General features: G+C 68.4%; 21 protein-coding genes. 11 read left to right on the top strand and 10 right to left on the bottom strand.

The annotated features are described in order from the left end of the window. Position 1: 1 nt before the first annotated feature. The 3 genes from ACZ6SF_RS03575 (at position 2) to ACZ6SF_RS03565 (ending at position 3119) form a co-directional block, all read left to right on the top strand. Positions 2 to 559, top strand: a complete 558-nt coding sequence (locus ACZ6SF_RS03575) for a TetR/AcrR family transcriptional regulator (protein ID WP_466060401.1) — start codon at positions 2 to 4, stop codon at positions 557 to 559. Positions 560 to 876: 317 nt separating this feature from the next. Next, positions 877 to 1827, top strand: a complete 951-nt coding sequence (locus tag ACZ6SF_RS03570) for an alpha/beta hydrolase (protein ID WP_466060400.1) — start codon at positions 877 to 879, stop codon at positions 1825 to 1827. Further along, entirely contained in the window at positions 1824 to 3119 is a 1296-nt protein-coding gene (locus ACZ6SF_RS03565; protein WP_466060399.1) for a cytochrome P450, read from the top strand. Before ACZ6SF_RS03570 ends, ACZ6SF_RS03565 begins: the two co-directional genes overlap by 4 nt. A 121-nt stretch (positions 3120 to 3240) precedes the next feature. On the opposite strand, the gene ACZ6SF_RS03560 is transcribed toward ACZ6SF_RS03565, so the two are convergent. Then, the gene (locus ACZ6SF_RS03560) at positions 3241 to 3798 is read right to left on the bottom strand and encodes a TetR/AcrR family transcriptional regulator (RefSeq protein ID WP_466060398.1); all 558 of its coding nucleotides are present in this window, start codon (positions 3796 to 3798) and stop codon (positions 3241 to 3243) included. A 248-nt stretch (positions 3799 to 4046) separates the two neighbouring features. Here ACZ6SF_RS03560 and ACZ6SF_RS03555 point away from each other — a divergent pair, with 248 nt between their 5' ends. Next, on the top strand, positions 4047 to 5381 hold the full coding sequence (locus ACZ6SF_RS03555) for a lipase family protein (protein ID WP_466061328.1): 1335 nt from the start codon (positions 4047 to 4049) through the stop codon (positions 5379 to 5381). A gap of 27 nt (positions 5382 to 5408) precedes the next feature. Here the strand turns inward: ACZ6SF_RS03555 and ACZ6SF_RS03550 are convergent, their stop codons facing one another. The 9 genes from ACZ6SF_RS03550 to ACZ6SF_RS03510 all read right to left on the bottom strand — a co-directional run bounded on the left by ACZ6SF_RS03550 (position 5409) and on the right by ACZ6SF_RS03510 (position 16266). Further along, entirely contained in the window at positions 5409 to 6317 is a 909-nt protein-coding gene (locus ACZ6SF_RS03550; RefSeq protein WP_466060397.1) for a cutinase family protein, read from the bottom strand. Positions 6318 to 6437: 120 nt separating this feature from the next. After that, on the bottom strand, positions 6438 to 7685 hold the full coding sequence (locus tag ACZ6SF_RS03545; RefSeq protein WP_466060396.1) for an oxygenase MpaB family protein: 1248 nt from the start codon (positions 7683 to 7685) through the stop codon (positions 6438 to 6440). Positions 7686 to 8038: 353 nt separating this feature from the next. Then, positions 8039 to 9766 (bottom strand): CocE/NonD family hydrolase, encoded by a 1728-nt coding sequence (locus ACZ6SF_RS03540; RefSeq protein ID WP_466060395.1) that lies wholly within the window; start codon positions 9764 to 9766, stop codon positions 8039 to 8041. A gap of 23 nt (positions 9767 to 9789) precedes the next feature. After that, positions 9790 to 10731 (bottom strand): MBL fold metallo-hydrolase, encoded by a 942-nt coding sequence (locus tag ACZ6SF_RS03535; RefSeq protein ID WP_466060394.1) that lies wholly within the window; start codon positions 10729 to 10731, stop codon positions 9790 to 9792. After that, positions 10728 to 11657, bottom strand: coding sequence for an alpha/beta hydrolase (locus ACZ6SF_RS03530; protein ID WP_466060393.1), 930 nt, complete (start codon positions 11655 to 11657; stop codon positions 10728 to 10730). The genes ACZ6SF_RS03535 and ACZ6SF_RS03530 overlap by 4 nt, the downstream gene beginning before the upstream one ends. A gap of 14 nt (positions 11658 to 11671) precedes the next feature. Next, complete coding sequence (locus ACZ6SF_RS03525; RefSeq protein ID WP_466060392.1) at positions 11672 to 12784, bottom strand: FAD-dependent oxidoreductase; 1113 nt, start codon at positions 12782 to 12784, stop codon at positions 11672 to 11674. A gap of 60 nt (positions 12785 to 12844) precedes the next feature. Next, complete coding sequence (locus tag ACZ6SF_RS03520; RefSeq protein WP_466060391.1) at positions 12845 to 13798, bottom strand: phosphotriesterase family protein; 954 nt, start codon at positions 13796 to 13798, stop codon at positions 12845 to 12847. A 41-nt stretch (positions 13799 to 13839) separates the two neighbouring features. After that, positions 13840 to 14826, bottom strand: a complete 987-nt coding sequence (locus ACZ6SF_RS03515) for a phosphotriesterase family protein (RefSeq protein WP_466060390.1) — start codon at positions 14824 to 14826, stop codon at positions 13840 to 13842. A gap of 264 nt (positions 14827 to 15090) precedes the next feature. Continuing rightward, entirely contained in the window at positions 15091 to 16266 is a 1176-nt protein-coding gene (locus tag ACZ6SF_RS03510; protein WP_466060389.1) for a damage-control phosphatase ARMT1 family protein, read from the bottom strand. 149 nt (positions 16267 to 16415) lie between these two features. Here ACZ6SF_RS03510 and ACZ6SF_RS03505 point away from each other — a divergent pair, with 149 nt between their 5' ends. The 7 genes from ACZ6SF_RS03505 to ACZ6SF_RS03475 all read left to right on the top strand — a co-directional run bounded on the left by ACZ6SF_RS03505 (position 16416) and on the right by ACZ6SF_RS03475 (position 23733). Continuing rightward, positions 16416 to 17246 carry an SDR family NAD(P)-dependent oxidoreductase gene (locus tag ACZ6SF_RS03505; protein ID WP_466060388.1) on the top strand — a complete coding sequence of 277 codons (831 nt, stop codon included), beginning with the start codon at positions 16416 to 16418 and terminating at the stop codon, positions 17244 to 17246. Between the two features lie 133 nt (positions 17247 to 17379). Next, positions 17380 to 18012 carry a TetR/AcrR family transcriptional regulator gene (locus ACZ6SF_RS03500; protein WP_466060387.1) on the top strand — a complete coding sequence of 211 codons (633 nt, stop codon included), beginning with the start codon at positions 17380 to 17382 and terminating at the stop codon, positions 18010 to 18012. Positions 18013 to 18166: 154 nt separating this feature from the next. Further along, on the top strand, positions 18167 to 19414 hold the full coding sequence (locus ACZ6SF_RS03495) for an MFS transporter (protein WP_466061327.1): 1248 nt from the start codon (positions 18167 to 18169) through the stop codon (positions 19412 to 19414). Further along, positions 19411 to 20766: an LLM class flavin-dependent oxidoreductase gene (locus tag ACZ6SF_RS03490; RefSeq protein ID WP_466060386.1), complete on the top strand. Its 1356-nt coding sequence runs from the start codon at positions 19411 to 19413 to the stop codon at positions 20764 to 20766. The genes ACZ6SF_RS03495 and ACZ6SF_RS03490 overlap by 4 nt, the downstream gene beginning before the upstream one ends. 119 nt (positions 20767 to 20885) lie before the next feature. Beyond that, positions 20886 to 22412, top strand: a complete 1527-nt coding sequence (locus ACZ6SF_RS03485) for a PucR family transcriptional regulator (RefSeq protein WP_466060385.1) — start codon at positions 20886 to 20888, stop codon at positions 22410 to 22412. A 335-nt stretch (positions 22413 to 22747) separates the two neighbouring features. After that, complete coding sequence (locus tag ACZ6SF_RS03480; RefSeq protein WP_466060384.1) at positions 22748 to 23212, top strand: GreA/GreB family elongation factor; 465 nt, start codon at positions 22748 to 22750, stop codon at positions 23210 to 23212. A gap of 29 nt (positions 23213 to 23241) precedes the next feature. Further along, complete coding sequence (locus ACZ6SF_RS03475; protein ID WP_466060383.1) at positions 23242 to 23733, top strand: hypothetical protein; 492 nt, start codon at positions 23242 to 23244, stop codon at positions 23731 to 23733. Positions 23734 to 23797 lie beyond the last annotated feature (64 nt).

The following is a 23797-nucleotide window of genomic DNA, read 5'->3' as shown; positions in this document are numbered from 1 at the left end:
TGTGACATCCGGTGACTGGCTGCTCGGGCGCGACCGCGCCGCCGAGGCCTCGCAGCGTATCTACGCCGCCGCCGCCGAGTTGATCGCACGGGACGGTTTCGACCGGTTCACCATCGACGCGCTGGCCGAGAAGATCCATTGTTCGACCGCGACCATCTATCGCCACGCCGGCGGAAAGGCGGCGATCCGGGAAGCCGTCCTCCTCCTGTTCTCCGCACGAGTCGTGGAATTCGTCCGGGACGGGATCCGGGATCTGGAGGGAACCGAACGCGTCGCCACCGCGGTCCTCGTGGCATTGCGGCGGATCAGATCCGATCCGCTCGGACCGATGATGATGCATTCGATCATGAACAAACAGGAAGGCACCTGGCTGATCGAATCACCCGGTGTGGCGATCCTCGCCGAAGAGATGATCGGTCGCCCGCTCCGCGATCCCGCCGCGGCGCAGTGGCTGATTCGCGCGGTGTTCGCGCTGTGGCGCTGGCCCGTAACCGATCCCGGGACGGAAGAAACGATCGTCCGCCAATTCCTGGCTCCGGGATTCTCCGGCAGCCTCTGAGTCCGCACGGCTCCGGTCCCGTGGCCGAGTGACGAACGAAAAAGAAGTTCCTCGCAGTGAGAATTCCGGCACGGCTCCGGGGCGCATCATCCCTGTTCACAGAGGTCGGATGAGAAACGCACCGCCACTGCCGAGACGGCGCGCGTTGCAGCTTGCGCGGGCAGCGTTGACTGAGCCGTAGGCCGGATTCCAGGCTGAGAGCAGAAGCGGAACGACCGGGCACAGCCGCCGGTATCCCCGGCGGCACCGCAATCGGGCGGCCCACCGGCGATGCTCCGGGATCAGCGAACAGCAGGAATATCGAGGAGGATGAGAACTTGTCGCACAGCGACTTCCACCCCGAATTGCGGCGGGTGGCACGTTTCCTTCCGCGCGGCACCGCCGGTGGGCCGGTGGCGATGCGCATCATGCGCGGGCTCATGTCGTGGTACCGCCCCCGGACTCCCGGCGTGCGCACCGAGACCCTCGGCAACGGCGCCCGGGTACGGCTGTACGAACCGGCCGCCCCGCCCGAACACGCACCGGCGCTGCTGTGGATGCACGGCGGCGGATACACCACGGGAACCGCCCGGCTCGACGACCGTCTCTGCCGCCGCTTCGCCGACACACTCGGTATCACCGTCGCCTCGGTCGACTACCGGCTCGCGCCCGAACATCCGTACCCCGCGGCACTCGACGACTGTCACGCGGCGTTCCGGCTGCTCGCCGCGCTGCCCGCGGTCGATACGACCCGCATCGCCGTCGGCGGGGTCAGCGCCGGCGGCGGTCTCGCCGCGGCGCTCGCGATCCGGCTACGGAATTCCGGCGGAATCCGGCCGGTCCACCAATTGCTCGTCTATCCGATGCTCGACGACCGCACCGGATCCACCGAGTCCGCGACCTCCGCATCCGTGCGCATGTGGAATCAACGCAGCAACGCCTTCTGCTGGCGTTCCTATCTCGGTGACGCCCACCCCGGCAGCGCCGTCCCGGCACGCGCCGCCGACCTCACCGGACTTCCACCGGCGTGGATCGGCGTCGGCTCCCTCGACCTGTTCCACGACGAAGACCTCACCTACGCGAACCGGCTGGCCGACGCCGGTGTCGCCTGCGAGGTGAGCGTGGTGGACGGCGCGTTCCACGGATTCGACGCTCTGCTTCCGGGAACCGGTGTCGCGAAGGCCTTCTTCGCCGGACAATGCGCCGCGTTGCGGTCCGCGTTCGACAGTCGAGAACCCGCTCCCGGCACCGGTTCTCACCCACCCACCCCCGAAGGACACACCCGATGACCGTCACCGACAGCGTGCGAGGCGCGGCCACCGCGATCAAACCCCTCACCGACGCGATGCAAATGAACCTGACCGGCGTGATCCGGACCCGGCGCCGCGGCTACGGCGGCTGGGCCGGCGCCGTCAACACCGATTACGACCCCCTGGATCCGGCGACGGCGGCCCAGCCGTTCGCGGCATACCGATCGCTGCACAGCGGTGGCCGGGTCCACTACAACCCCCAACGCGCGACCTGGGTCCTGAGCAAACTCGACGATATCCGCACGGCGTTGCGCGACACCGACGCGATCACCAGCTCTCACGGTGTCACCCGGATCAGGATGACAGGCGATGTCGTGGTGCTCACCGACGGCGAACGGCACACTCAATTGCGCAAACAGGTACAGCCCGGATTCTCCAAGAGGGCGCTGGAGAGCTGGAGCCGTATCACCGACGAGATCGCGACCGAACTCGTCACCGAACTCCTGCGCGAACCCGGCGATGTGGTGGCGCGCCTGGCGATTCCCATGCCGCTGCGCCTCATCGCGGGAATCCTCGGCATCCCGGATACCGATATCGACGATTTCCGGCGCTGGTCCGAGAACGCGGTCAAGATCATCGACTTCGCGCCCACACCCGCCGGGATCACCGGCGCGGCCCGCTCGATCCGTGCCGTCATGGCGCTGCGCCGATACTTCCGCCGCCAGCTGGCCTCCGGAAATCTGAAGGGGTCGAACACCATCCTGGGCCGGCTGCTCGAATACAACACCGACGAGCAACTCACCGACGAGAACCTGTTCTACATCGCCATGCTGCTACTGATCGCCGGCAACGAGACGACCACGAACCTGCTCGGCGGAATGTTCGACACCCTCGCCCGCAACCCCGGCCAATACGACCTGATCCGGGCGGACCCGGATCTGATCCCCATGGCCGTCGAGGAACAGCTGCGCTATTCCAGCCCGATCCAGAACCTCTACCGGTACACCCGCACCGATTACAAGGTCGGGGAGGTCGTCATTCCCAGCGGTTCCCGCGTGCTGCTGTCCTTCGGCGCGGGAAACCGGGACCCGGAGGTGTTCGACGACCCCGACGAATACCACGCGGATCGCAACCCTCGCACCCATCTGGCCTTCGGTCACGGAGCGCATATGTGCATCGGGGCGCCCCTGGCCCGTATGGAGGCGCACGCCATTCTGCGCGAACTCGTCACCCGCGTGGACAAGATCACGGCGACCGGCCCGACGACATGGTCGACCAACAGTTCGCTGCGCGGTCCCACTCACCTGCCGGTCCGGCTGAGTCCCGCCTGATCTCAGCTGACCGGAGGAGGCGGTAGTCGATCCGATCGCCGGCGAGAATGCTCGCTCACATCGAAGCGGATCCGGCTTCTTTATGAGACCGCACAGTCACGCCGGCGAATATTTCGGAAAATCAACAGTATTCATTTCCCAACCCGCGCCGGATCAATTCCCAGGATTCTTCGGCGACCACTCGGCGCATGGGTTCGGCCGTTTTGGTGAGCAGCGCGGCCACCAACCCGATGGCGAGCAGTAGATCGCGGGCGGTGGTGCCCGCACGGAAAGACCCCACACCGTCGTTCAATTTATCGGCGAGCAGCGTCTGCACGCGCAATTCCGCAGTCGCGTGGGCGGGATCGATGCGGTCGAAGCGGACCGTGGCCACGAAGGCCGTACATTCGACCAGCTGGTCGAGCATGGCGGTGACCAGGTCGTCGAGGGTACAACCCGGACGGGACGCGATCCGCTCCATTGTGCGGATGTCCTCGTCGAAAACCGCCTGGATCAGGGTTTCCCGGTCCGGGAAATGCCGGTAGAGCACGCCCGGGCTCACGCCGGCGGTGGTCGAGATCGTCGACATCGGCGCGGCCGGCCCGTGCCGCGAGAACACTCTCCGCGCGGCCATGAGAATGGCGGCGCGGTTCTCCGCGGCTGCCGCGGGCCCTCTGTTGACGCGGCGGGGTGAATTCACGCACACTACGGTATCAACCGGAGCAGTTACTCCGGTAGGTGATCGGAACACGATTCGGGGGGCTTACTTACGGCGTGTGATCACCGCGGGAAAGCCGATTACCGGAGAGAAAGGCCGTCCGCATCGGAGCGGGCAACAGTACTATGACATCGGAGTCATCACCCCGGGCGCTACGCACCGGATTCAGGTCGCGGCGACGATCGCCGGCACCCGAAGGGTCGAACAACACCTTCGGAACGAGTGGTCACATCGAACGCACGGGCCGCCCTGTCCGTACCGGCACGGGTAGATGTCTCTCCGCCGCGGCCGCCATCACGGTCGCCGTATGCACGGGTGCGGCCGCGACCCTGGCGGGCATCGCGGACGCACCCGCCCAGGTGATCGACGAGGCCTTCTACAACCCGCCCGCGAGTATTGCCGCCGCCCCCGGGTCCGTGATCCGCACCGCGCCGATGCCGATCCTGCAGGCGATTCCGGGAAACAGCGGATGGCCGGTCCCCGCACAGCGGGTCCTCTACACCTCCCACACCGAGGACGACACGCCGACCGCGGTCAGCGGCGTCTATATCGAGGCGAACCGGCCCTGGTCGGGAGCCGGCGAACGCCCCACCGTGATCATCGCCCCCGGCACCACCGGGCAGGGCGACCAGTGCGCGATGTCCAAGGCCTTCCCCCTCGGCATGTACGTCGACCCGAACAACCCCAGCCTGTCGGCCAACCAGGAACTGGCCTCCGCCGCGATCTGGAACGCGCTGGGCGCCCGGGTCTTCGTCACCGACTACATCGGCATGGGCACACCCGGTCTCCACACCTACGTCAACCGGCGCGAACAAGGACATGCTGTCCTCGACGCCGCCCGGGCCGCGAACACCCTGTCCGGTTCCGGACCGGACACCCCGCTGGCACTGTGGGGCTACTCCCAGGGCGGCGGCGCCACAGCGGCCGCGATCGAAATGCTCCCCGAGTACGCGCCGGAACTGAACGTCCGCGGTACCTGGGCCGGCGCCCCGACGGCCGATCTGAGCGCGGTGATCGGCCGGATCGACGGTGCGCTCATCGCCGGCGTGATCGGATTCGCGGTCAACGGCTTCATCGAGCGTCACCCCGATCTGCGCCCCGAACTGGACGCCCGCCTCTCCCCGGTCGGCTCGGCCCTGCTCGGTGAGGCCTCGGTGTCCTGCATCGCCGATGTCATGTTCGAGCACCCGTTCGTCCACACCACGGATATGACGATCGACCGGCGCCCCATCATGGATCACCTGCGCGAGGTGCCGGCCGCCCGCGAGATCCTGGCCGACCAGAAGATCGGCGCGCGCAAGCCGCCGACGCCGGTCCTGGTCACCAGCGGGATCAACGACGACACCGTGCCCTTCGAGCAGGCCCGCCAACTGGCCGACGACTGGTGTGCCCAGGGCGCCACGGTCACCTTCCGCACCAACGGCCTGCCCCCGATCCTGCCGGGCGCGACCCTGCCCAACCATTTCGGCCCGGAGATCATCGACGGTTACGGCCCCGACAACGCCTTCCAATACCTGATGGACCGATTCGCCGATAAGCCGCTGCCCGGCTGCACCTTCGACTGATTCGAGACCGATCGGGGACGCGCCTGCTCACGGACGGACGGCCGCGAGCAGGCGCTGCCGCAACCAGGTCAGCGCTGTGGCACCGCCGGCGTCGACGGGGTAGTTCGGATAGCTCTGATGGGCACCGGATTTCAGGAAGTCGCCGATCTGCTGCCGTCGTTGCTGGTAGGCCGAAGGCGTGAGTTCGTCGGTCAGCGCCCCCAGCCCGCCGGCCTCCAGGGCGTCGCCGAGGATATCGGTCATCTGCTGCTGATAGGAGCCGAGGGCCGCGGGATCGGGGTTGGACAGTTGGACCGCGAAACCGGCGATCCGGCCGGCGATATCCCCGTCGGGCATCGTGCAGTACAGATCGCCGGTCGCGCAGAAGGTATAGGTGAGCGGGGACAGCAGTCCGAAACCGCCGAGGCGCGGGCCGGCGGCTCCCGCCCCGGGCACCGGCGGTCCGATGAGAACATCGGTGGGTGACCGGCGCGGGTCGGCGATCAGCCCGGTCAGTACCACCCGGTGCGGGGGTACCACCCCCAGCCCGGTACCGATTTCCGCCGCCAGGTCCCCGGCCGCGTCGGCGCCCTGGCTGTAGCCGAGTAGCGCGATCCGGGTCGCCGCGCAGGTCCGCGCGATGCCGGCGACCAGGCCGCGCGCCGCGTCGAGCGCCTCTCCTTTCGAACGTCCGTAGACCTCGCCCTCCCACGGGAACGCCGTCGCGGCATAGCGGACGTAGTCGACGCGTACGTTGCCCGGCAGATCGTCGGCGACGAGGGCGAGCATGCCCTTTCCGGGTTCGGTATGCGAGGTCTCCCAGGTTCCGGGAACGGCCACGACGTACAGGTCCGGGCAGGATTGCGGTGGCGCCGCGGCCGCACCGCCGCGTACCGCGACGGCGGTGGACGCGACGGCGAGCAGGCAGGCGGCGGTGATCTTCCATCGGGTGGACATGGGTACTCCGGCTCGTCCGGCGGCCGGGACATCCGGTGCCGGAGGTTCGTTCGGGTGGCCGCCGAGGCAGGACGGAAACCGGGAACCCCTCTCGGATTCCCGGTGCGGTCGTGTTCGAGGTCAGCGCGGAGGCTGACTCATATCCCGGTTCGCGCTGGGCAGTTCGATACTGATCGGCATCCGGAGTTCGGCCAGATACCAGAGGGCGAACTGCCGCAGGAATTCGTCGAACAGCCAGTACGCTTCCTGCATCGGCGGCGCGAGGGTCAGCATGCCCTCGCGGACGGCGATGAAGGGCCCCCAGCTGAACCGCAGCAGCGGATCCCAGACCGGTTCGCGCGGGATGGCCAGGCCGTCGGCGATCGGGTCACCGAGCAGGAACCGGGTGAACGAACCGAGCACCCCTTTGCTCAGGATCGCGAGATCGAGATTGGTGCCCAGTCGCAGCAGCCGATCCGCGAGCTTGGCGCCTTCCGGCGTCGGCATCAGAATCGGGTCGAGCACCTGCGCGGCCTGGGAGTTGGCCTGATCCCACGAATTCGGGATGTATTCGTCGCGCACGCCGAGCATATGGGCGGCCACCTGCCAGGAATGCAGGAACGCGTCCGACTCGTGCGCCGGGATCGGCACCTTCCACGCGGTGAGATGACGCATCACGGTGGTGGGCAGGCTGTGCCAGGTCACCATGATGTCGTTCTGGCTGATGGGGATGTCTTCGTCGGCGGAGGCCACCCAGTGCGGTGACTGGGGCAGCAGGTGCCGCACGGCCGCATGCACGAGGCGGGTCTTCACGCAGGTCACGACCATCTCACCGTCGGGACCGTAGGCGTTGCCGTTCCCGATGTCGTAGCCGAGTTTGGCGGTTTTGGAGATCCGGTCCTTCAGATCCTGGCCGCCCTTGGAGTAGTACACCGACCGCGCCTCTTTCGGAATGACCGTGCTCATCATTCCGCTCGCCAGACCGTAGAGGACGCCGAGATACAGACCGCGCTTCTTGTTGAAATCCACTGCGGTGGCGAGCTTTCCGGGATCCGCCCAGGACGGCATCTGCCGGGCGTACTCCATGAAATCGCGCAGATCCTGCGGCAGTCCCGCCGGCAGCGGCTGGCCGTTGCGGGTCCAGGTGCGCAGCAGATCGTTGACGCGCGCGGTTTCGCCCCGATCCAGGATCGAGGCCACCAGCTGATCGGCCTCGGGATCCCACACCCCCATCGGATCGGCGCCGGGCCCGCTACCGGCCACCGACCCCTGCGGCGACCACGACCACGGCTGCGCCCGCCCCGCCGACGCCCCCGCCAACACCAACGCCCCCGCGGCACCGGCCACGCCACCGGCCCTCAACGCATCACGCCTGGTCAATCCATCCATCTCGCCACTCCTCGTTGAGTTCGATCACCGCCGGCGCGGTGCAAAACCGAGTCCTCCAGAGGTCGAAGAACTGTGATTAACTTATCAGCTGTACCAGACAGTTGTCTATGGTTTGGCGAGTAGTTACGCGACACCGGGCCACTCCGTCGCAAACCTCATGAATAGGCAGTGCGCGTCGAAGCGCTCGAATCAACACGGCTTGTCACCTGTGATCATGTAGCGCGCGTCACACGACCAACGGGACTCGAAGTCTCAACTGCCTAAAGAATGACAGGTTACATATTGCGACGCGGGCCGGACGGCCGGAAACGCACATCAGGTGGGTGACAGGTATCCCCCACCGCCGCACCGCCCTACCGGATGTCCACCGCCGTCGTGAAGGGCAGCACCAGCCGGGACGGATGCGTGGCGTCACGATAGATCTTGTGGGTGACCGGGCGCCCCACCGGAAGGTGGAAGGCATCGGGGGGTAGCAGTGCGTTGTGCGCGTCCTGCAGGGGTTCGTTGTTCGACAGTTCCGCTGTCAGCCGATGTCCGGGCCGCAGGGTCGCGGCGAACGGGTAGAGACGCAGGACGTACTCCTGGATCGTCCCGGGCTCGACCGGGACCGCGCGGGTGTGCGGGTGGTACGGGTCGCCCTCCGTGCTGCGCGGGTCCAGTTCCCGGTGGGAGGCCTTCAGATAGCCCGAGGTGAGCAGTTGGCGACCGCCCCGCGGGTCCTCGTCCCAGAGCCGCAGAATGAAATTCGTATCGTCCTGGTCGATCTCGGCGAACAGGTGCGCGGCGCCGGTGCCGATCATCTCGGCCGGTTCCTCGAACGGGGGCGTACTCCAGCGCAGTATCTCGACCGTGTCGGTCACCGTCAGCGGCGCCTGATAGAACCCGTCCGGGGCGGCGTAGCGGGCATCCATCGGTTCCGGTCGCGGTGTGAGCCGGCCGCGCGGGCGCAGATACAGGGGCCGGTAGGCGGGCGGTTTCGGCGGCCATCGGTCGGCGGTCACCCGTTGCCGGGACCCCTCGACGAAAACGGAAACGGCCGGCTCGTCCATGACACCGTTGTCGATACCTTGGATCCAGTAGTCGTACCAGCGGAACATCGCGTCGTGCTCTTCGACGAAGGGCCGCGACTGCATGGGCGGGTAGGAGCCGATATCGAGCTTCTTCGGACCCTTCAGCCGGTCGAACAGCGCGATGGTGCCGTCCACCGTCCAACCGCGCCCCTGGTCGATCTGCAGGTAGACCGGGATCTCGATATTCGGCGCGAGGGTGACGGGATTGCGTTCCTCGTACCATGGGCCGTCCACCTCGTTCACGACGATGTCGAACCAGGCCTCGTGGTGTTTCGGGTAGTTCAGGACGTGCACCAGGTTCGGCCAGGCGGCCACATCGGGGTCCGCGAGGCGGGCGGCGACCCGCCTGCCGATCTCCTCGGCCGAATACGTCTCCAGCATCCGCGATTTCACCCTGTCGGTGAACGCCCACCCGGAGTCACCGCCGCGGCCCTCGCGCGCAGCGCGGGGCATGAACCACATGATGCCCCCGTGGTAGGTGGTCTCGTAGAAGTCGTAGTGACCGCCCGAGACGAAGATCGCCCGCAGATGCGGGGGCCGTTCGGCGGCCGCCAGCACCTGCATGGATCCGAAGTACGAGATGCCGATCATGCCGACGTTGCCGTCACACCACGGCTGCGCGGCGACCCACTCGATGAAATCGTAGGCGTCGCGGCCCAGCGATACGCCGCCCGCGTTGTAGTTACCGATATGGTCGCCCTCGGACCCGCCGGAGCCGCGCAGGTCGCCGATCACATGCACATAGCCCTCGCCGACGACGCGGGCGATATCACCGGCTTCGATACAGCCGTCCCACATCGGGCTGGGCCGCCGCTGGGGCGGAGTGGTCAGCGCGAGCGCCTGCAGTTCTTTACCGTAGGGACTCAGCGCGACCAGCGCGGGCCGCGGAATATCGCCGGACGCGTGGTAGGCGTCGGCGACGAGTTCGATCCCGTCGCGCATCGGCACCCGCAGATCCTTGCGGATTCGGATGGTCTGCCCGGCGGCGTCGAATATGTCGAACTCGGCCATGGGTCTGCGACTCCTGTTCTCTCTCAGTGGTTGTCGTCGAACCGCGTGCGATAGCCGTGCATCGAGGTGAAGAACGGCGAGGGTTCGAGGGTGGGGTCGCCGTCGTAGCCGAGTTCCGCGGCAGCGGTCGCGAACGGGGCGTAGACCGAATCCGTGCTCGGCAGGCCCGCGCACAGGCACCGGTGCGCGGCCCGCCGCACCCGGCCTTCGATCTCGAGGCTCTGGTCCAGGGCTTCGCGCGCCTGCTCGGCGTCGAGCTCGACACCGTAGGGCTCACCGGTCGCGCGCCGGTAGGGGTGTCCGAGATACAGGCGCCGCGGCCGGATCTCGTCTCGCAGGTATCGCAGGCTCGCACGGTAGGCCGCGGGATCACCGAACCCCGGGAATCCGTTGGCGGCCCCGTGGACCTGCACGGCATCGCCGGCGAAGACATCGTTCTGCCCGTCGACGACGTAGGCCACCGAACCCGGGGTGTGACCGGGCACGGAATGGACGGAAACGGTCACCTCGCCGCCCAGGTCGAGGGTTTCACCGCCCCGGACGAGCACAGCGGGCTCCATTTCGCCCGAGATCACCGCCTCGGTGACCCGGATCTGCCCGGCCACACCGGCGGGGTCGTCCAGGTATTGCCCGCGACCGGCCAGGTATTCGTCGATATGCGCCCGGCGCGACCGCAGCATGGGCGCGTCGGCCTCGTGGATCACCACTTTCGCGCGTCTGCCGGTCAGCTCCCACAGGGCGTGGGCACCGCCGATATGGTCGATATGTCCGTGGGTGAGCAGGATCCATCGCACCTCGGCGATATCGCGTCCCAGCTTCTCCAACGCGGCGGCCATACCGTCGGCGGGTGAGGACGCGATACCGGTATCGACGATGGCCGGTTCGGGCGCGTCGACGAAGAAACTGTAGAGACCGAACCGGCCCCACCGCGACAGGAGCGGGTGGACCGCCACCTCCCGGGTCATGATCCGGCCCGGTTCAGGAACGCCGCGGTCTCCTCGTAGACCTTCCGGTATTCGGGTAGCCACGAGAAGTTCTGGACGAAACCGTGATTCGCGCCCGCGTAGCGGGAGACCGTCACGTCCACCCCGGCTTTCTCCAGCCGCGCACCGTAGAGTTCGCCCTCGTCGCGCATCGGATCGAATTCGGCGGTGACGATCAGTGCCGGGGGGAATCCGGTGAGATCGGCACGTTCGATCGGTGAGACGAGCGGATCGGCGGGGTCGGCGCCACTGTCGAGATAGAAGGCGTTGAAAGGTCTCAGCGCGGCGGTTTCGAGACCACAGCCGCGCGCGTTCTCCCGCAGCGACGGATAGCGGTCCGGATCGAAACGCAGATCGAGCGAGGGATAGAACAGCACCTGGTGGGTGATGCGGTCGAAGCCGTCGTCGTGGGCCATCGCGGCGACCGCCGCGACCATTCCGCCGCCCGAACTGTCTCCGGCCAGCGCGAGGGACGTCCCGTCCCAGTCCATGCCGGTCCCGGGGTCCGCGATCCAGCGCACCACGCCGTAGCAATCCTGGAGACCGGCCGGATACGCCGCTTCGGGGGCACGGCGGTACCCGACGGAGACCACCCGGAATCCGGTCGCCGCCGCCAGCTCACGCGCGATGTGATCGTGCGTATCGAGGCTGCCGAGAAAGTAGGCGCCGCCGTGGAAGTACACGAGGACCCGGTACGAATCGGCCGCGGCCGGTGTACAGATCCGCACCGGGACCTCCCCGGCCGGGGTCCGCGCGATCATGTCCTCGACCGTGTGCACCGGCAATCGCCGCTCGACCGGCAGCACCCGCGCCTCTTCGCCGGCCCGCATGGCCGCCGGGTCCAGGGGTCCCTCCGGTGGAGCGGGCGATTCGGCGATCACCCGGGCGATTTCGGGATGCAGTGGCATAGCGGTGCCCTCCTCTACTTCGCGGCGGTCTTCTGGCCGGGGAACACGTCCTCGACCTCGTCCTCGGTCCAGCCCTGGCGCGAAATGCGCTGCAATTCGTCGGTGACGGGCTTGCGGATGGCCTGATAGGCGGCCAGTGCCTCCGGTACCGAGGCGGCATCGCGCAGGGCGTCGGCGAGCGAACCGGCGTCCAGGATCGCCGAGTTCGCCCCCTGTCCCTGGTGATGCAGCATCGAATGGGCCGCATCGCCCACCAGCACCACCGACTCCGTATGCCAGGTGTCGACCGGATCGATGTCGTAGACCGCGCGCACGTTCACGGTGCTCATATCCAGTGCGCGCGCGATATTCACGATCCGCTCGTCGAAGCCCTCGACGGTGGCCACGATGTCGTCCCTGGTGACCTCCGGCGCCCAGGTGCCGTCCGGGCAGAGGGCGGTGATATCGAAGGACACCTGATCGCGGTGACGCAACGGCAGCAGGTAGACCTTCGTCCCCTTGCCGATGTACATCCGCAGGTTGTCGTCGACGACCATTCCGCAGGCGGCGGCGACGGGTATCACCGCGCGGTAGGCGTGCTCACCGGAGAACACCGGTTCCTGCTCGCTGAACAGTTGCCGGCGGACCACGGATTTGATGCCGTCGGCGCCGACCACCAGATCGGCTTCGGTGGTCTCGCCGTTGGCGAAGGTGAGCACGGCGCGGTCACCACGGTCCTCGATGGTCTCCAGCCGGTGACCGAGATGCACCATGCCGGGCGGAAGGACACCGAGCAGCGCGTCGATGAAGTCCCCGCGATGGATCAGGTGGGTCCTGGTCTGTTCGCCGTAGTCGTGCACACCCGGCCATTCCTCCCGCATGATCCGGTCACAGCCGGCGGTGAGGATCTCGAAGTAGTCGCTGGGCGAGCTCACCGTCGCGATCGCGTCGAAGATGCCCCACTGGCGGAACCGGTCCATGGTGGAGGGACGCAGGCCGATCCCGGCGCCCACCTCCCGGATCTCGGTGGCCCGCTCGTACACCTCGACATCGGCGCCCAGCACGCTCAGCGCCTTCGCGGCCGCCGCACCGGCGTATCCGGCTCCGACAACGGCGATCTTCAGATTCGACAGGTCCGAGGCTTGCATGATTCTTCTCTCTGGACGGGCGCGGCATTGCGCCGGAGTGGGTTCGCGCGCGGGCGCGGCTCAGGCCTGGATGGTCAGGAAGGCGGCCGGGTTGTCGACGAACAACGTGGTGATGGTGGCCTCGTCGACTCCCGCCGCGCGCAGGTCCGGGATGAGATCGTCGAAGAGGTAGTTCACCGTGTGACCTTCGACGCCCGGCCAGCCCAGCGGACTGCAGTTGGCGTCGGCGGAGGCGAGCGCCCGGTCCAGGTATCCCCGGCGCAGGAACCGCAGGAAGTGGTCCAGGCGCTCCTGACGGGGGCGGGCCCAGAACGGCGGATCCTCGAGTTCGGTTTCGTAGCCGAAGGTGTCGAAGCCGACCCGGCCGCCCTGTTCGGCGATCCAGGTGTCACGGGTCTTCTCCGCGTTCACCCCGTCGTCGGCGTGCCCGAACAGCACCCGGTCCAGCGGGAGACCTTCCTCGTGGAAGATCGCGATCGCGTTCTCGGCATCGATCGCGAGATGGGTCAGGATGGGCACACCCGTGGTCAGCGCGGCGCGGGCCGCCGCCCGGTAGATGCGCTTGTCCAGTTCGGTCATCCGGCCGCCGCGGCTGACACCGACCTTGATGACCCCGGCGCGGCTTCCGGTGTCACCGATACCGACGGTGATCTCGTGGACGAACTGCCGGGTCAGGTATTCCACGCTCGCCCGCTCGAAGAACGGCAGCGCGGTATCGCCACCGACGAATCCGGTGCAGGCCACGATATGCACCCCGGTTTTGGCGGACAGCGATTTGTAGTAATCGATATCGCGGCCGTTGCAGATTCCGGTGACGTCGACGAAGGTCCCGCCGCCGTTCTCGTGGAACTGCCGCAGCTTCGGCACCGTCTCGGCGTACCGCTGTTCCGGGCTCTTCCACCATCTGGTGTCCAGCTCGGATCCCGGCATCCCGTAACCGATATGTTCGTGGATGGCCACGAACCCCAGTTCTTCGGCCGGGATCGGGCCCAGCACGGTATTCACTCTCGACACAACACTCACCTTCGAAGTCGGAATGGAACGATCGCGAGGGCTCAGCGCACCGTCAGCAGGTCCCGGGGGTTGTCCACCAGAATTCGGCGCCGATCGGCTTCGGTCAGTCCCCGCGACATCAGCAGCGGAACGAATGCCGACAGGACGTGGGAGAACGGCACCTCCCGGCCCTCCTGCCCGTACGCGGCGCCGATCGCGTTGCTGGACAACAGGATCCGGTCACCGTGCCCGGCCCCGACCAGCTCGAGCACCAGAGCCGCCCGCTCACTGTCGCGCACGAACCCGGGCCCCTCGGAACCGATGTTGTCCAGCGCCACGTAGCTCCCGCGCCGCGCCACCTCCCGCGCCGCGCCGGCCGCCATCGCGTCCGGGCGGTCGAGCCCACCGACCACCACGCGATCCGCCGGCAGCTTCTCGTCGAGGACGATATCCAGATCGTGCACGGCGTCGGCGCCGTACCGGACGGATACCGGCACCCCGGTCCGCAGTGCGGTCCGGGCGGCGCCCCGGAACAGGCTCTCATCGGTCGCCGTCATCCCGTTGCGGCCGGCGGCGGTCGCCACCAGCCCCGCGTGACCGCGTCGTTCGACCCGCGGGACCACCATGCCTTCGGTGATCTCGGCGGTGAACAACTCGGCGAACCTCGGTGCCGGCCACGGCGTCGGCGGATCGGTCTGCGGGGTGAGGAAATAGCCGCCGAGCAACTCCTCCGGACCCATTCCGGTCGATGCGACGATGTGCACGCCGGTCGCCCGCGACAGTGATTCGTACAGCCGCACGTCCCGGCCGTGGAACATCCCGGCGCTGTCGACGATCGTGCCCCCGCCCAGAGCACGGAAATCGCGCAGTTTCGCGGCGAGGGTCGCGAAGATCTCGGCGCGGTCCAGGGTGATGTCGAAGGCGTGCTCCGCGCCCGGTACCACCGACAGCAGCGTTTCGTGCACGGCGACGACACCCAGGTCGGACACGGGGACGGGGCCGAGCACCGTGCTGACGGTCTCGCGCGGGCCGAGGCGGTCGCCGTTCACAGGCTGTTCCTTTCGATGCCGACGTAGCTCACGTCGATGTCCTTCCGTCGGGGACGACGGCCTCGCGCTCCGATGGCGCCTCCGGCTGATATGCCGCATTCCGGGGTCAGTGACTGCGGTCACGCCGTCGCTAGAGACGGTGCCATATTTCCTTACATGATGTCAACTGAACGACTTCTATGTAAGCGAACTGCCGGACGGTCCGGCCGACAGCGAGCGTTGCCGGGAATGATCCGGCGATGGGCACAGCGCGAACGCGCCGGCTCAGACCCCGCGCGCTCCCCGCATCTGCACGACTCCGTGGGAGCCACTGGTTCGCCACCCCGGATCGGTGGCTTCGAGGCCGGCGAGCAGGGTCGCGTCGATACCCGCGGCGACCTCGGATTTGAGGGTGCGCAGCGCGATCACCCGGGTGGGGAAGTACTCGGTGAGTGCGGCGAACGACGTGGTGGCCGGCCGGTGCCGGTCGCCGACCAGCCGCCGGTAGTTGAGATCGCCTTTGAGTATCACCGTGTCCGTTCGCGCGAGATCGGCGGTCAGGTCGTCCGGAAGATGATGGAAGGACCAGGGCGCGCAGTAGAACTCGTGGGCGCGGACCCGCAGGCGTCCGGACCGCAGTGCGGCGCCGAGGCGGACGGCCGCCGCGCTCGCGGGGCCCGGAATACCGGCGAGACGTTCGAGGGTGTCCAGGAGATCGGCGGTGGTGGCGTCGGACACGTAGTAGGGCCGCGGTTTCAGGTGAAGCTCGACGGATAGTTCCCGGTGCAGCCGCAGCAGGTGGTCGAGGAGCAGCAGATCCGGGATCAGCTCGCGGCCGGCGTTGTCCGCGATCAGGCCGATCGATCCGATCGAGTGACCGTTGAGATGGTCGGCCACCGCGTCGGTGTGATCGTCGAGGATGTCGCCGGGCGATTCGGCCGCCGCCGGACCGGACAGCCGGAAACCCAGATCCGCCCGGTTACCCCACAGTGCGGCGCGCACGAGCGCCGCGGTGCGTTCCGGAGGCGACGCGGCCGTGAGATCGGGGGCCGCGGTCATATCGGCGGCGAGCGCGGGATCGGCGAGTTCGGCGTGTTTCCGGGTGAACGGGTCGATGCCCTGCCAGGGCCCGGGTTCGAAGTAGCCGACCGCGTCCAGCAGCAGATGGTAGAAGTAGCTCTCGGCCCACAGGAACGGGACGTCCAGCCATCGGCGCCTGTACATCCGCCGGCCCCATCGGTCCCACTGGGTCTTCCCCGCGCGGCCTTCCGGCAACGGCCGCACAGTTCCCGTGATCTCGTCCCGCAGGTCGTCGAGACGCCGGCGGATGTCCGGCGGATACGGATGCGCGTCGCCCACTTGGTCGAGGATCGCCGGATGACGGCGGGTCAGCACCGTCCACGGAAACGATTCCGGTTCCGTGGACACGATGGTCGCGGCGTCGGGCGTGCTGGCGTCCACGGATGCTCCGTTCGCGAAGAGTCGGGCGATGAACTCGGCGGCGCGGGCAATCGTGGCATACCGGATACCCCGGTCGTGATACGGCCGTCGGACCGGCCGCGGAGCCCTGTTACGTTGAATCCGCTGAACAGTGAGTGGAGGAGTCCGGCGTGCAGGTCGCGGGAAGAGTATTCGTGGTCACCGGGGCCGGTAACGGAATCGGCCGCTGCGTGGCGCGGGAACTGGTCGGACGGGGCGCGATCGTCCTCGGCGCGGATCTCGACGAAGAGGCCTTGGCCGGCACCGCCGCGCTGGTCTCGGACCCGCGGCGTTTCACCGGCTTTCCGCTCGACATCTCCGACCGTGCGGCGGTGGCGGCGTTCCCGGACTCGGTGATCCCGGCCCACGGCCCGGTGGACGGACTGTTCAATATCGCCGGTATCGCCCAGGAACTGCAGACCGTGGCCGAGCTCGGCGACGACCGGATCGAACTGATCATGCGGGTGAACTTCTTCGGGGCGGTGTGGATGGCCCGGGCCTTCCTCCCACATCTGCTGGACCGTCCGGAAGCGGTCATCATGAACACCTCCAGCCTGTCGGCGATCGTCCCGGTTCCGGGGTCGGCGATATACGGCGCGTCGAAGGCCGCGCTCGCCCTGTTCGGCTACGGGCTCGCCCAGGATCTGCGTGGCCGTTCGAATATCACCGTGACCACCGTGCTCCCGGGGGCGGTGTGGACCGACCTCGTCCGCAAGGTCGCCCGCCAACTCGGCGCCCCCGAGAAGCTCGCCAAGGCCTTCTCGGCCGATCCCGAGCGGGTCGCCCGCCGCATGGTCGACGCGACCGCCCAGGGCAGAGGTCGCGTCGTGATCGGCAAGGACGCCCGCGTCTACGACATCGTGCGCCGGTTCAGTACCCGGCTGGCCGACCGGCTTTCGGTCCTGCAGGTCGGTCACGGCGTCTACCCGAAACGCGGCGAAACCCCTCGCACGGCCGCCTGACCGCCCGGACCTCCGGACGGCCGTTCGGCGGGGCATCCCGCGTCATCCGAGAGCTGTCACATCGCTTGACTTACCGTCAAGTATTCGATCAGCATGCATCCAGCGCGAGCGTTAGGGAAGGAACCCGGCCGTCGTGCTCTACGCTGATGCCATGGCGACGCTGCGTGAGGCCCAGAAGGAGATGACCCGCACACTCCTGCTCGACGCCGGTCTCGAACTGTTCGTATCGAAGGGTTACGCGACGACCAAGGTCGACGACATCGCCTCGGCGGCGGGAACGACGCGGGTGACCTTCTACGCGTACTTCCCCTCGAAGGTCGATCTCATGAAGGCCCTCATCACCGAACGCCTCAATCCCGCGCTGAACCGGGTGCCGTCCGACGAGCACGGTTCCACCGAACGGGAACTGGTCGCGGTGGCCGAGGACGGGTCACGCGAGCGGATCCGCGCCTGGCTCGCGGCGAGCGCGCAGCGCTGGGACACGATCCGGCCCTACACCACCACGGCGTTCGAGGCGGCGGCGGTGGATCCGGAAATCCGCGGGCTGTTCGACGAATGGCTGAACGAGGCGATCGGCGATATCGAGGACGGACTCGGCCGGGCCGGAAGGTTCCCGGCCGCGACCCGGCGGCTCCGGAGCGTGCTGGCGATCACCGAACTGGATCATGTGGCCCGGAATTGGACTCCGGGGCAGTGGGGAGCGGGGCACGACGAGATGCTCGACGTTCTCACCGAGAGCTGGCTGGGGTCGATCGGCCGGCGCTGACCACGGAGAAGTCCGCGGATTGTGATCACGGGGAGAACAAACCTCTGCCCCGCCGCTGCCGGCCACTAGGTTCCCGCCGGTGAGTATCGCGACCGACCGTGCCGAGGCCCCCGCCCCCAACCGGCCGTCACCGCGGACCGTGGCGTTCGGCAGTATGGTCGGCACCACCATCGAGTGGTACGACTTCTACCTGTACGCGACCGCCGCCGCGCTGGTGTTCAAACCGCTGTTCTTCCCGAATGTCTCGCCCACCGCGGGCACTCTCGCGACCTTCGCCACCTACGCGGCCGGCTTCGGCGCCCGCCCGGTGGGTGCGATCATCTCCGGACATCTCGGCGATCGGATCGGCCGGAAGATCGTGCTGGTGGGTGCGTTACTGCTGATGGGGGCCGCCACCGCGGCGATCGGTGTCCTGCCCACCTATGCGCAGGCCGGTCTCGCCGCCCCCGCTCTCCTCGCGACTTTGCGGGTGTTGCAGGGTCTGGCGGTCGGCGCGGAATGGGGTGGGGCGGCGCTGCTGTCGGTCGAGCACGCGCCGCGCGGGCAGCGCGGCTGGTACGGCAGCTTCACCCAGCTCGGCTCGCCCGCCGGAATGCTTCTGGCCACAGGCGTTTTCTACGCGGTCCGGGCGGCGGCCGGTGAACAGGCGTTCCTCGACGGCGCGTGGCGGATCCCGTTCCTGCTCAGCGTGTTGCTCGTGGCGGTCGGACTGGTGATCCGATTGCGGCTGACCGACGCGCAGATATTCGGCAGGCTGCGGGCGGACGGTGCGGTGGCCCGGCTGCCGGTGGTCGAGGTGCTGCGCACCCGGCCGCGGAATGTCGTGCTGACCACCGGATTGCGGCTCGCCCAGATCGGCCTGTTCGTCCTGCTGACCACGTATTCGCTGACCTATATCCAGGACGAGTTCGCCGGGGACGGCTCCGTGGGTCTGGTGGCCGTGCTCATCGCCTCGGCGCTGGGCTTGCTCAGCACCCCGCTGTGGTCGCGTCTGTCGGATCGTATCGGGCGGCGGCCGCTGTACCTGTTCGGCGCGGTCTGCGGTCCCGGTGCCCTCATCCTGTTCTTCCTGGCCGTGGACAGCGGCTCGGAGATCGCTGTCGTACTGTCGATCGTCTTCGGCGTCAACGTTCTGCACGACGCCATGTACGGGCCGCAGGCAGCGTGGTTCGCGGAACTGTTCGATACCCGGGTCCGCTACAGCGGAAGCTCACTCGGCTATCACCTCGGAGCGGTGCTCTCCGGCGGATTCGCCCCACTCATCGCCGCCGCGCTCCTGGTGGCCGGTGGCGGCCGGCCGTGGCTGATCGTCGGCTATTTCATCGCGCTGTCCGCCCTGACGACGCTGGCGGCCGTAGCGGCCCGCGATACCTATCGCGACGATCTGGACGAGGTCCGATGACACGTATCTACCTCAACGCCTTCGATATGGCCTGCGTCGGCCATCAGTCGCCGGGATTGTGGAAGCATCCCGCCGACCAGGGGCACCGCTATCACGAACTCGGCTATTGGACCGACCTCGCCCGCCTGCTGGAGGACGGGGGCTTCGACGCGCTGTTCCTCGCCGATGTGCTCGGGGCCTACGACGTCTACGGCGGTTCCCGCGACGCCGCCGTCACCGATGCCGCGCAATTCCCGGTGAACGATCCGACGCTGGCGGTCTCGGCGATGGCCGCCGTCACCGAACGCCTGGGTTTCGGGGTCACCATCTCGCTGACCTACGAGCAGCCGTACGCGCTGGCCCGCCGGCTCACCACGCTCGACCACCTCACCGGCGGCCGCGTCGCTTGGAATATCGTCACCTCGTATCTCACCGGCGCCGCGCGGAATCTGGGACTGGACGAACAGATTCCGCACGACGAACGGTACGAGATCGCCGAGGAGTATCTAGAGGTCTGCTACAAGCTCTGGGAAGCATCGTGGGAACACGATGCCGTGCAACGGGACCCACGCCGCGGAGTTTTCACCGACCCGGCCAAAGTCCACGATATCGAGCACGAGGGCCGCTATTTCACGGTTCCGGGCCCTTTCCTGTGTGAACCGTCCCCACAGCGCACCCCGACCCTGTTCCAGGCCGGCGCCTCCCCGCGCGGAGTGCGGTTCGCCGCCGCGCACGCGGAAGCGGTGTTCGTCTCCGGCCCGAACCCCGAGGTGGTGCGACGCCCGGTGCGGGCCCTGCGCGAGGCGGCCGCCGACCTCGGCCGCGACCCACGTTCGATCAAGGTGTTCACGATGCTGACGCCGATCGTCGCCGGAACCCGGGAGGAGGCGCTGGCGGCGCGGCGCTCCTACGAGCAGTACGTCAGCCTCGAGGGAGCGCTCGCCCTGTTCGGCGGGTGGACCGGCGTGGATCTGTCGCGGGCCGACCCGGACCGGCCGCTGCGCCATGTGGAAACCGACGCGAACCGGTCGGCCCTGACCTCCTTCACCTCGGACCCGACCCGCACCTGGACCCCGCGCGAACTCGCCGCCTCGCTCGGCATCGGCGGCCGCGGGCCGGTGGTCGCCGGGTCGCCCGGTGAAGTGGCCGACGAACTGGAACGCTGGGTCGACGAGGCCGATGTCGACGGTTTCAATATCGCGTATGTGACCACACCAGGGACTTTCGCCGACTTCTCCCGTCTCGTGGTACCGGAGTTGCGGCGCCGGGGGCGGGTTCCGGAGCGTACCGAGCGCGCGACCCTGCGGGAGAAGCTGGGCGGAGCCGGGCCGCGGCTGGCCGCGGACCACCCCGGTGCGGCGTACCGGCGGTAGTGGCGGCGGGCCGACGCCGTACACCGTGACCGATCCGCCGCGACGGCCACCGGAGGGCGGCTCGGAGATCCTGACCGCGACGGCTACGGTGGCCGGACCAGGCTGAACAGGAGTCGTTCATGGTGCGGTTGGACCATCTCGTGAACGTGCTGGGCGGATACGGTGTGCGATTGCGCTGCTGCCCGGTCCCGCGGGAGACCGTGGTCCGCAGTGTCGCGATGTTCGACGCGGCCGGAGACGAGACGGCGACCGGCGATATCTTCCTCGCCGTCGGCGCCCGGTCGCTCCGGGAGGCGGTGACCGCGGCCCGGGCGGCGCGGGCCGTGGCCGTCCTCGTGCGCGGGGACGCCGCCACCGCCTCCGGGGAGTCCGGTCCCGGGGACGGAGTGGCAGTGCTGGTGGTCGACCCCGCGGTGTCGTGGAGTCAGCTCGCCGGGGTGGTATACGGGCTCGTGCTCGAGGGCCGGGAGACCGCGTCCGGCCGCGGACCGACGGACCTCTTCGCGTTGGCGGACAGCCTGGCGGTCGCCGTGGACGGCGCGGTGACCATCGAGGATCCACTGTCGCGGGTGATGGCCCACTCCACGCTGCAGCGCGGAGCCGACCATGCCCTGGCGGAGACGGTGCTGCACCGCCGGCAACCCGATCACCTGCGGGAACTCTTCGAATCCCGGGGCGTGTACGCGCAGCTGGAAAGCTCCGAGGAGCCCGTGTTCGTCGCACCGGACACCGGACGGGGGTTCGGCGGGCGGATGGTCGTCGCCGTCCGTGTGGGCCGGGAACTGCTGGGTTCGGTATGGGTGGCCTGCGCGGCGCCGTTACCCCGCGAGCGGCGGACGGCACTGGTCGAGGGCGCCCGCACGGTGGCCCAGCATCTGCTCCGGTCGCGGGCGAGCGCGGACCTGGAACGTCAGGTGGAATCCGATCTGGTGATCCGGCTGCTGGAGGGCAGTCCGGACGCCGCAACCGTAACGGGCCGGCTCGGGCTGGCGCCGGTGCCGTTGCGGGTGGTGGCGGTGCGGGCCCGGGTCGCGGCCGAACGTCATGCCGGGCTGCTGCTCGCCTTCGAACAGGCGACGTTCGGTTTCGGCTGGTCGAGGCCGGGCCGCAGCGCTCTGGCCGACAACACCGTGTATACGATCCTGCCCGGTGAGCGGGTGCAGGCGGCACGTGATTGGGTGACGGCCCTGCGGGCGGCACTGCCCGCCCGGGTGACGGTTTCGGCCGGTATCGGCGGACCGGCCACGGCGACCGATCTGCCCGCGTCCCGGCAGGAGGCCGACGAATGTCTGGCCCTGGACGAACAGGGCGCCACGGATCCTGCCGTTCCCGCCTACGACGAGTCCTGGGGCGAGATCCTGCTGCAGCGCTTGCGGACGGCCGCGCGGTCGGGCCGGATTCCGGCGCGCGGCCCGATCGCGGAATTACGCCGGTACGACCGCGAGCACGCCACCGATTTCGTCGCGACCCTGCGCGCCTGGCTCGACGCCCAGGGCGATCCGGCCGATGCCGGTGCCCGGCTGGGGGTTCATCCGAACACCGTCCGCAACCGGCTGCGGAAAATGCGTGAGGTCACCGCCGCGCTCGACCTCGAGGACGCCCGCGCGCGCCTGGCCATGACGATCGACCTCGCCGCCTTCGGGTGAAACCGGCCGTTGTGGCACTCGGACAACCCGAGGGGATGGAATTGTCCTGATCGGACATGCGACCGGGCTGGCCTCTCCGCCATGATGACTGGGACAGCGCATCGTTCGACGTGGGAGGTGGGCATGGCGCGCACAACGAGTCGGCTCGACCGCGAACGAGCGGCACGGTACCGGGCAGGTCGCCCGATACCCGGCTGACCCCTGAACCATTTCCCCATCCGTGGAGCCGGTGTTCGTCGTACCCGGCTCCACGGAGTTCTGCCGTCGGGGCGGCCCTCCTCTCCCTCCGCCGCCCCGACGGCCGGACCACCCAACCGATCGAACGTAGGACCGATATGACCACCGGCGCACCCATCTGGCTCACACCCCAGGCATACGACCGGCTCCGGGCCGAACTGGCCGAGCTGCTGGCCGCCGACGCCGGCGGTGGCGCCGGCCATGCCGACTCCGACGATCCGGTCACCGCCCGGCATCTCCGCCTGACCCGGATCGCGCATATCCGTGACCTGCTGAGCCATGCCGTATTCGGGCAGGACCCGCCCGACGACGGTATCGCCGAGCCGGGCATGGTGCTCACCGTCCGCTACGACGACGCCGGCGATACCGAAACCTTCCTGCTCGGAAACCGCGACGCCGAACACCGCGAACTCGAGGTCTATTCACCGGATTCGCCCCTGGGCGCCGCACTCACCGGGGCACACCGCGGCGAACAACGCACGTACCGTGTACCCAACGGCGCCGAAATCCGGGTGACCCTCCTGGAGGCCGTTCCCTATGGCAGCATGGTCGCCGGCACCTGATGGCCATGGGCCGACAATCGAGCACGAGAATGCGCACGTCCACGAGTGATATCACCCTCCTGCAGATCACTCCCCCGGCGATCGTCCGGGACGACCGGACGATCGCGCTCCCGATCCATTCCTGGCTGTCGGCGGGTTTCTGGGATCTCTTCGCCCTCCCCGGCGCCGACGAGGTCCTGGCCGCTCTCACATTCGGCACCGAGGACGCTCCGCGCCTGTACCTCGCCCGGAACTGCGCCCGCCCCACCACCTGGAAAGCGGAACCGCTGCGGATGGATATCCCCACGACCATCGGTCCCGGACCGGGGGTACTGGAGGTTTCCGGCCCGCTCACCCGCAGACGACGCCGCCTGATCGAACGCACCACATTGGTGATCGGTGTCGCCGCGCCCCTCGACCGCGGTCCGGACCGGCCGCTTCCCGAACACCTCTGGGAGGAGGACCGCTGGCACACAACGGTTCTGATCCCCGCCGCGCGGATGCGTGCCCGCACATCCGCGGGCCACGGAGGAATGCGGTAGCGCCGAAACGACACGACGCTCTCCCCCGCCTCGAGATCGGAACAGTGTTCTAGATCACCAACCA

Source organism: Nocardia sp. NPDC049935, from assembly GCF_055586645.1.
This window is presented reverse-complemented; position numbering and strand designations above follow the sequence as displayed.

Bases quoted from the DNA above. Each gene is read 5' to 3' on its own strand.
- ACZ6SF_RS03565 (WP_466060399.1), top strand. From the start codon at position 1,824: ATGACCGTCACCGACAGCGTGCGAGGCGCGGCCACCGCGATCAAACCC.
- ACZ6SF_RS03550 (WP_466060397.1), bottom strand. From the start codon at position 6,317: ATGTCCACCCGATGGAAGATCACCGCCGCCTGCCTGCTCGCCGTCGCG.
- ACZ6SF_RS03545 (WP_466060396.1), bottom strand. From the start codon at position 7,685: ATGGATGGATTGACCAGGCGTGATGCGTTGAGGGCCGGTGGCGTGGCC.
- ACZ6SF_RS03540 (WP_466060395.1), bottom strand. From the start codon at position 9,766: ATGGCCGAGTTCGACATATTCGACGCCGCCGGGCAGACCATCCGAATC.
- ACZ6SF_RS03535 (WP_466060394.1), bottom strand. From the start codon at position 10,731: ATGACCCGGGAGGTGGCGGTCCACCCGCTCCTGTCGCGGTGGGGCCGG.
- ACZ6SF_RS03530 (WP_466060393.1), bottom strand. From the start codon at position 11,657: ATGCCACTGCATCCCGAAATCGCCCGGGTGATCGCCGAATCGCCCGCT.
- ACZ6SF_RS03525 (WP_466060392.1), bottom strand. From the start codon at position 12,784: ATGCAAGCCTCGGACCTGTCGAATCTGAAGATCGCCGTTGTCGGAGCC.
- ACZ6SF_RS03495 (WP_466061327.1), top strand. From the start codon at position 18,167: ATGGTCGGCACCACCATCGAGTGGTACGACTTCTACCTGTACGCGACC.
- ACZ6SF_RS03490 (WP_466060386.1), top strand. From the start codon at position 19,411: ATGACACGTATCTACCTCAACGCCTTCGATATGGCCTGCGTCGGCCAT.
- ACZ6SF_RS03485 (WP_466060385.1), top strand. From the start codon at position 20,886: ATGGTGCGGTTGGACCATCTCGTGAACGTGCTGGGCGGATACGGTGTG.
- ACZ6SF_RS03480 (WP_466060384.1), top strand. From the start codon at position 22,748: ATGACCACCGGCGCACCCATCTGGCTCACACCCCAGGCATACGACCGG.
- ACZ6SF_RS03475 (WP_466060383.1), top strand. From the start codon at position 23,242: ATGCGCACGTCCACGAGTGATATCACCCTCCTGCAGATCACTCCCCCG.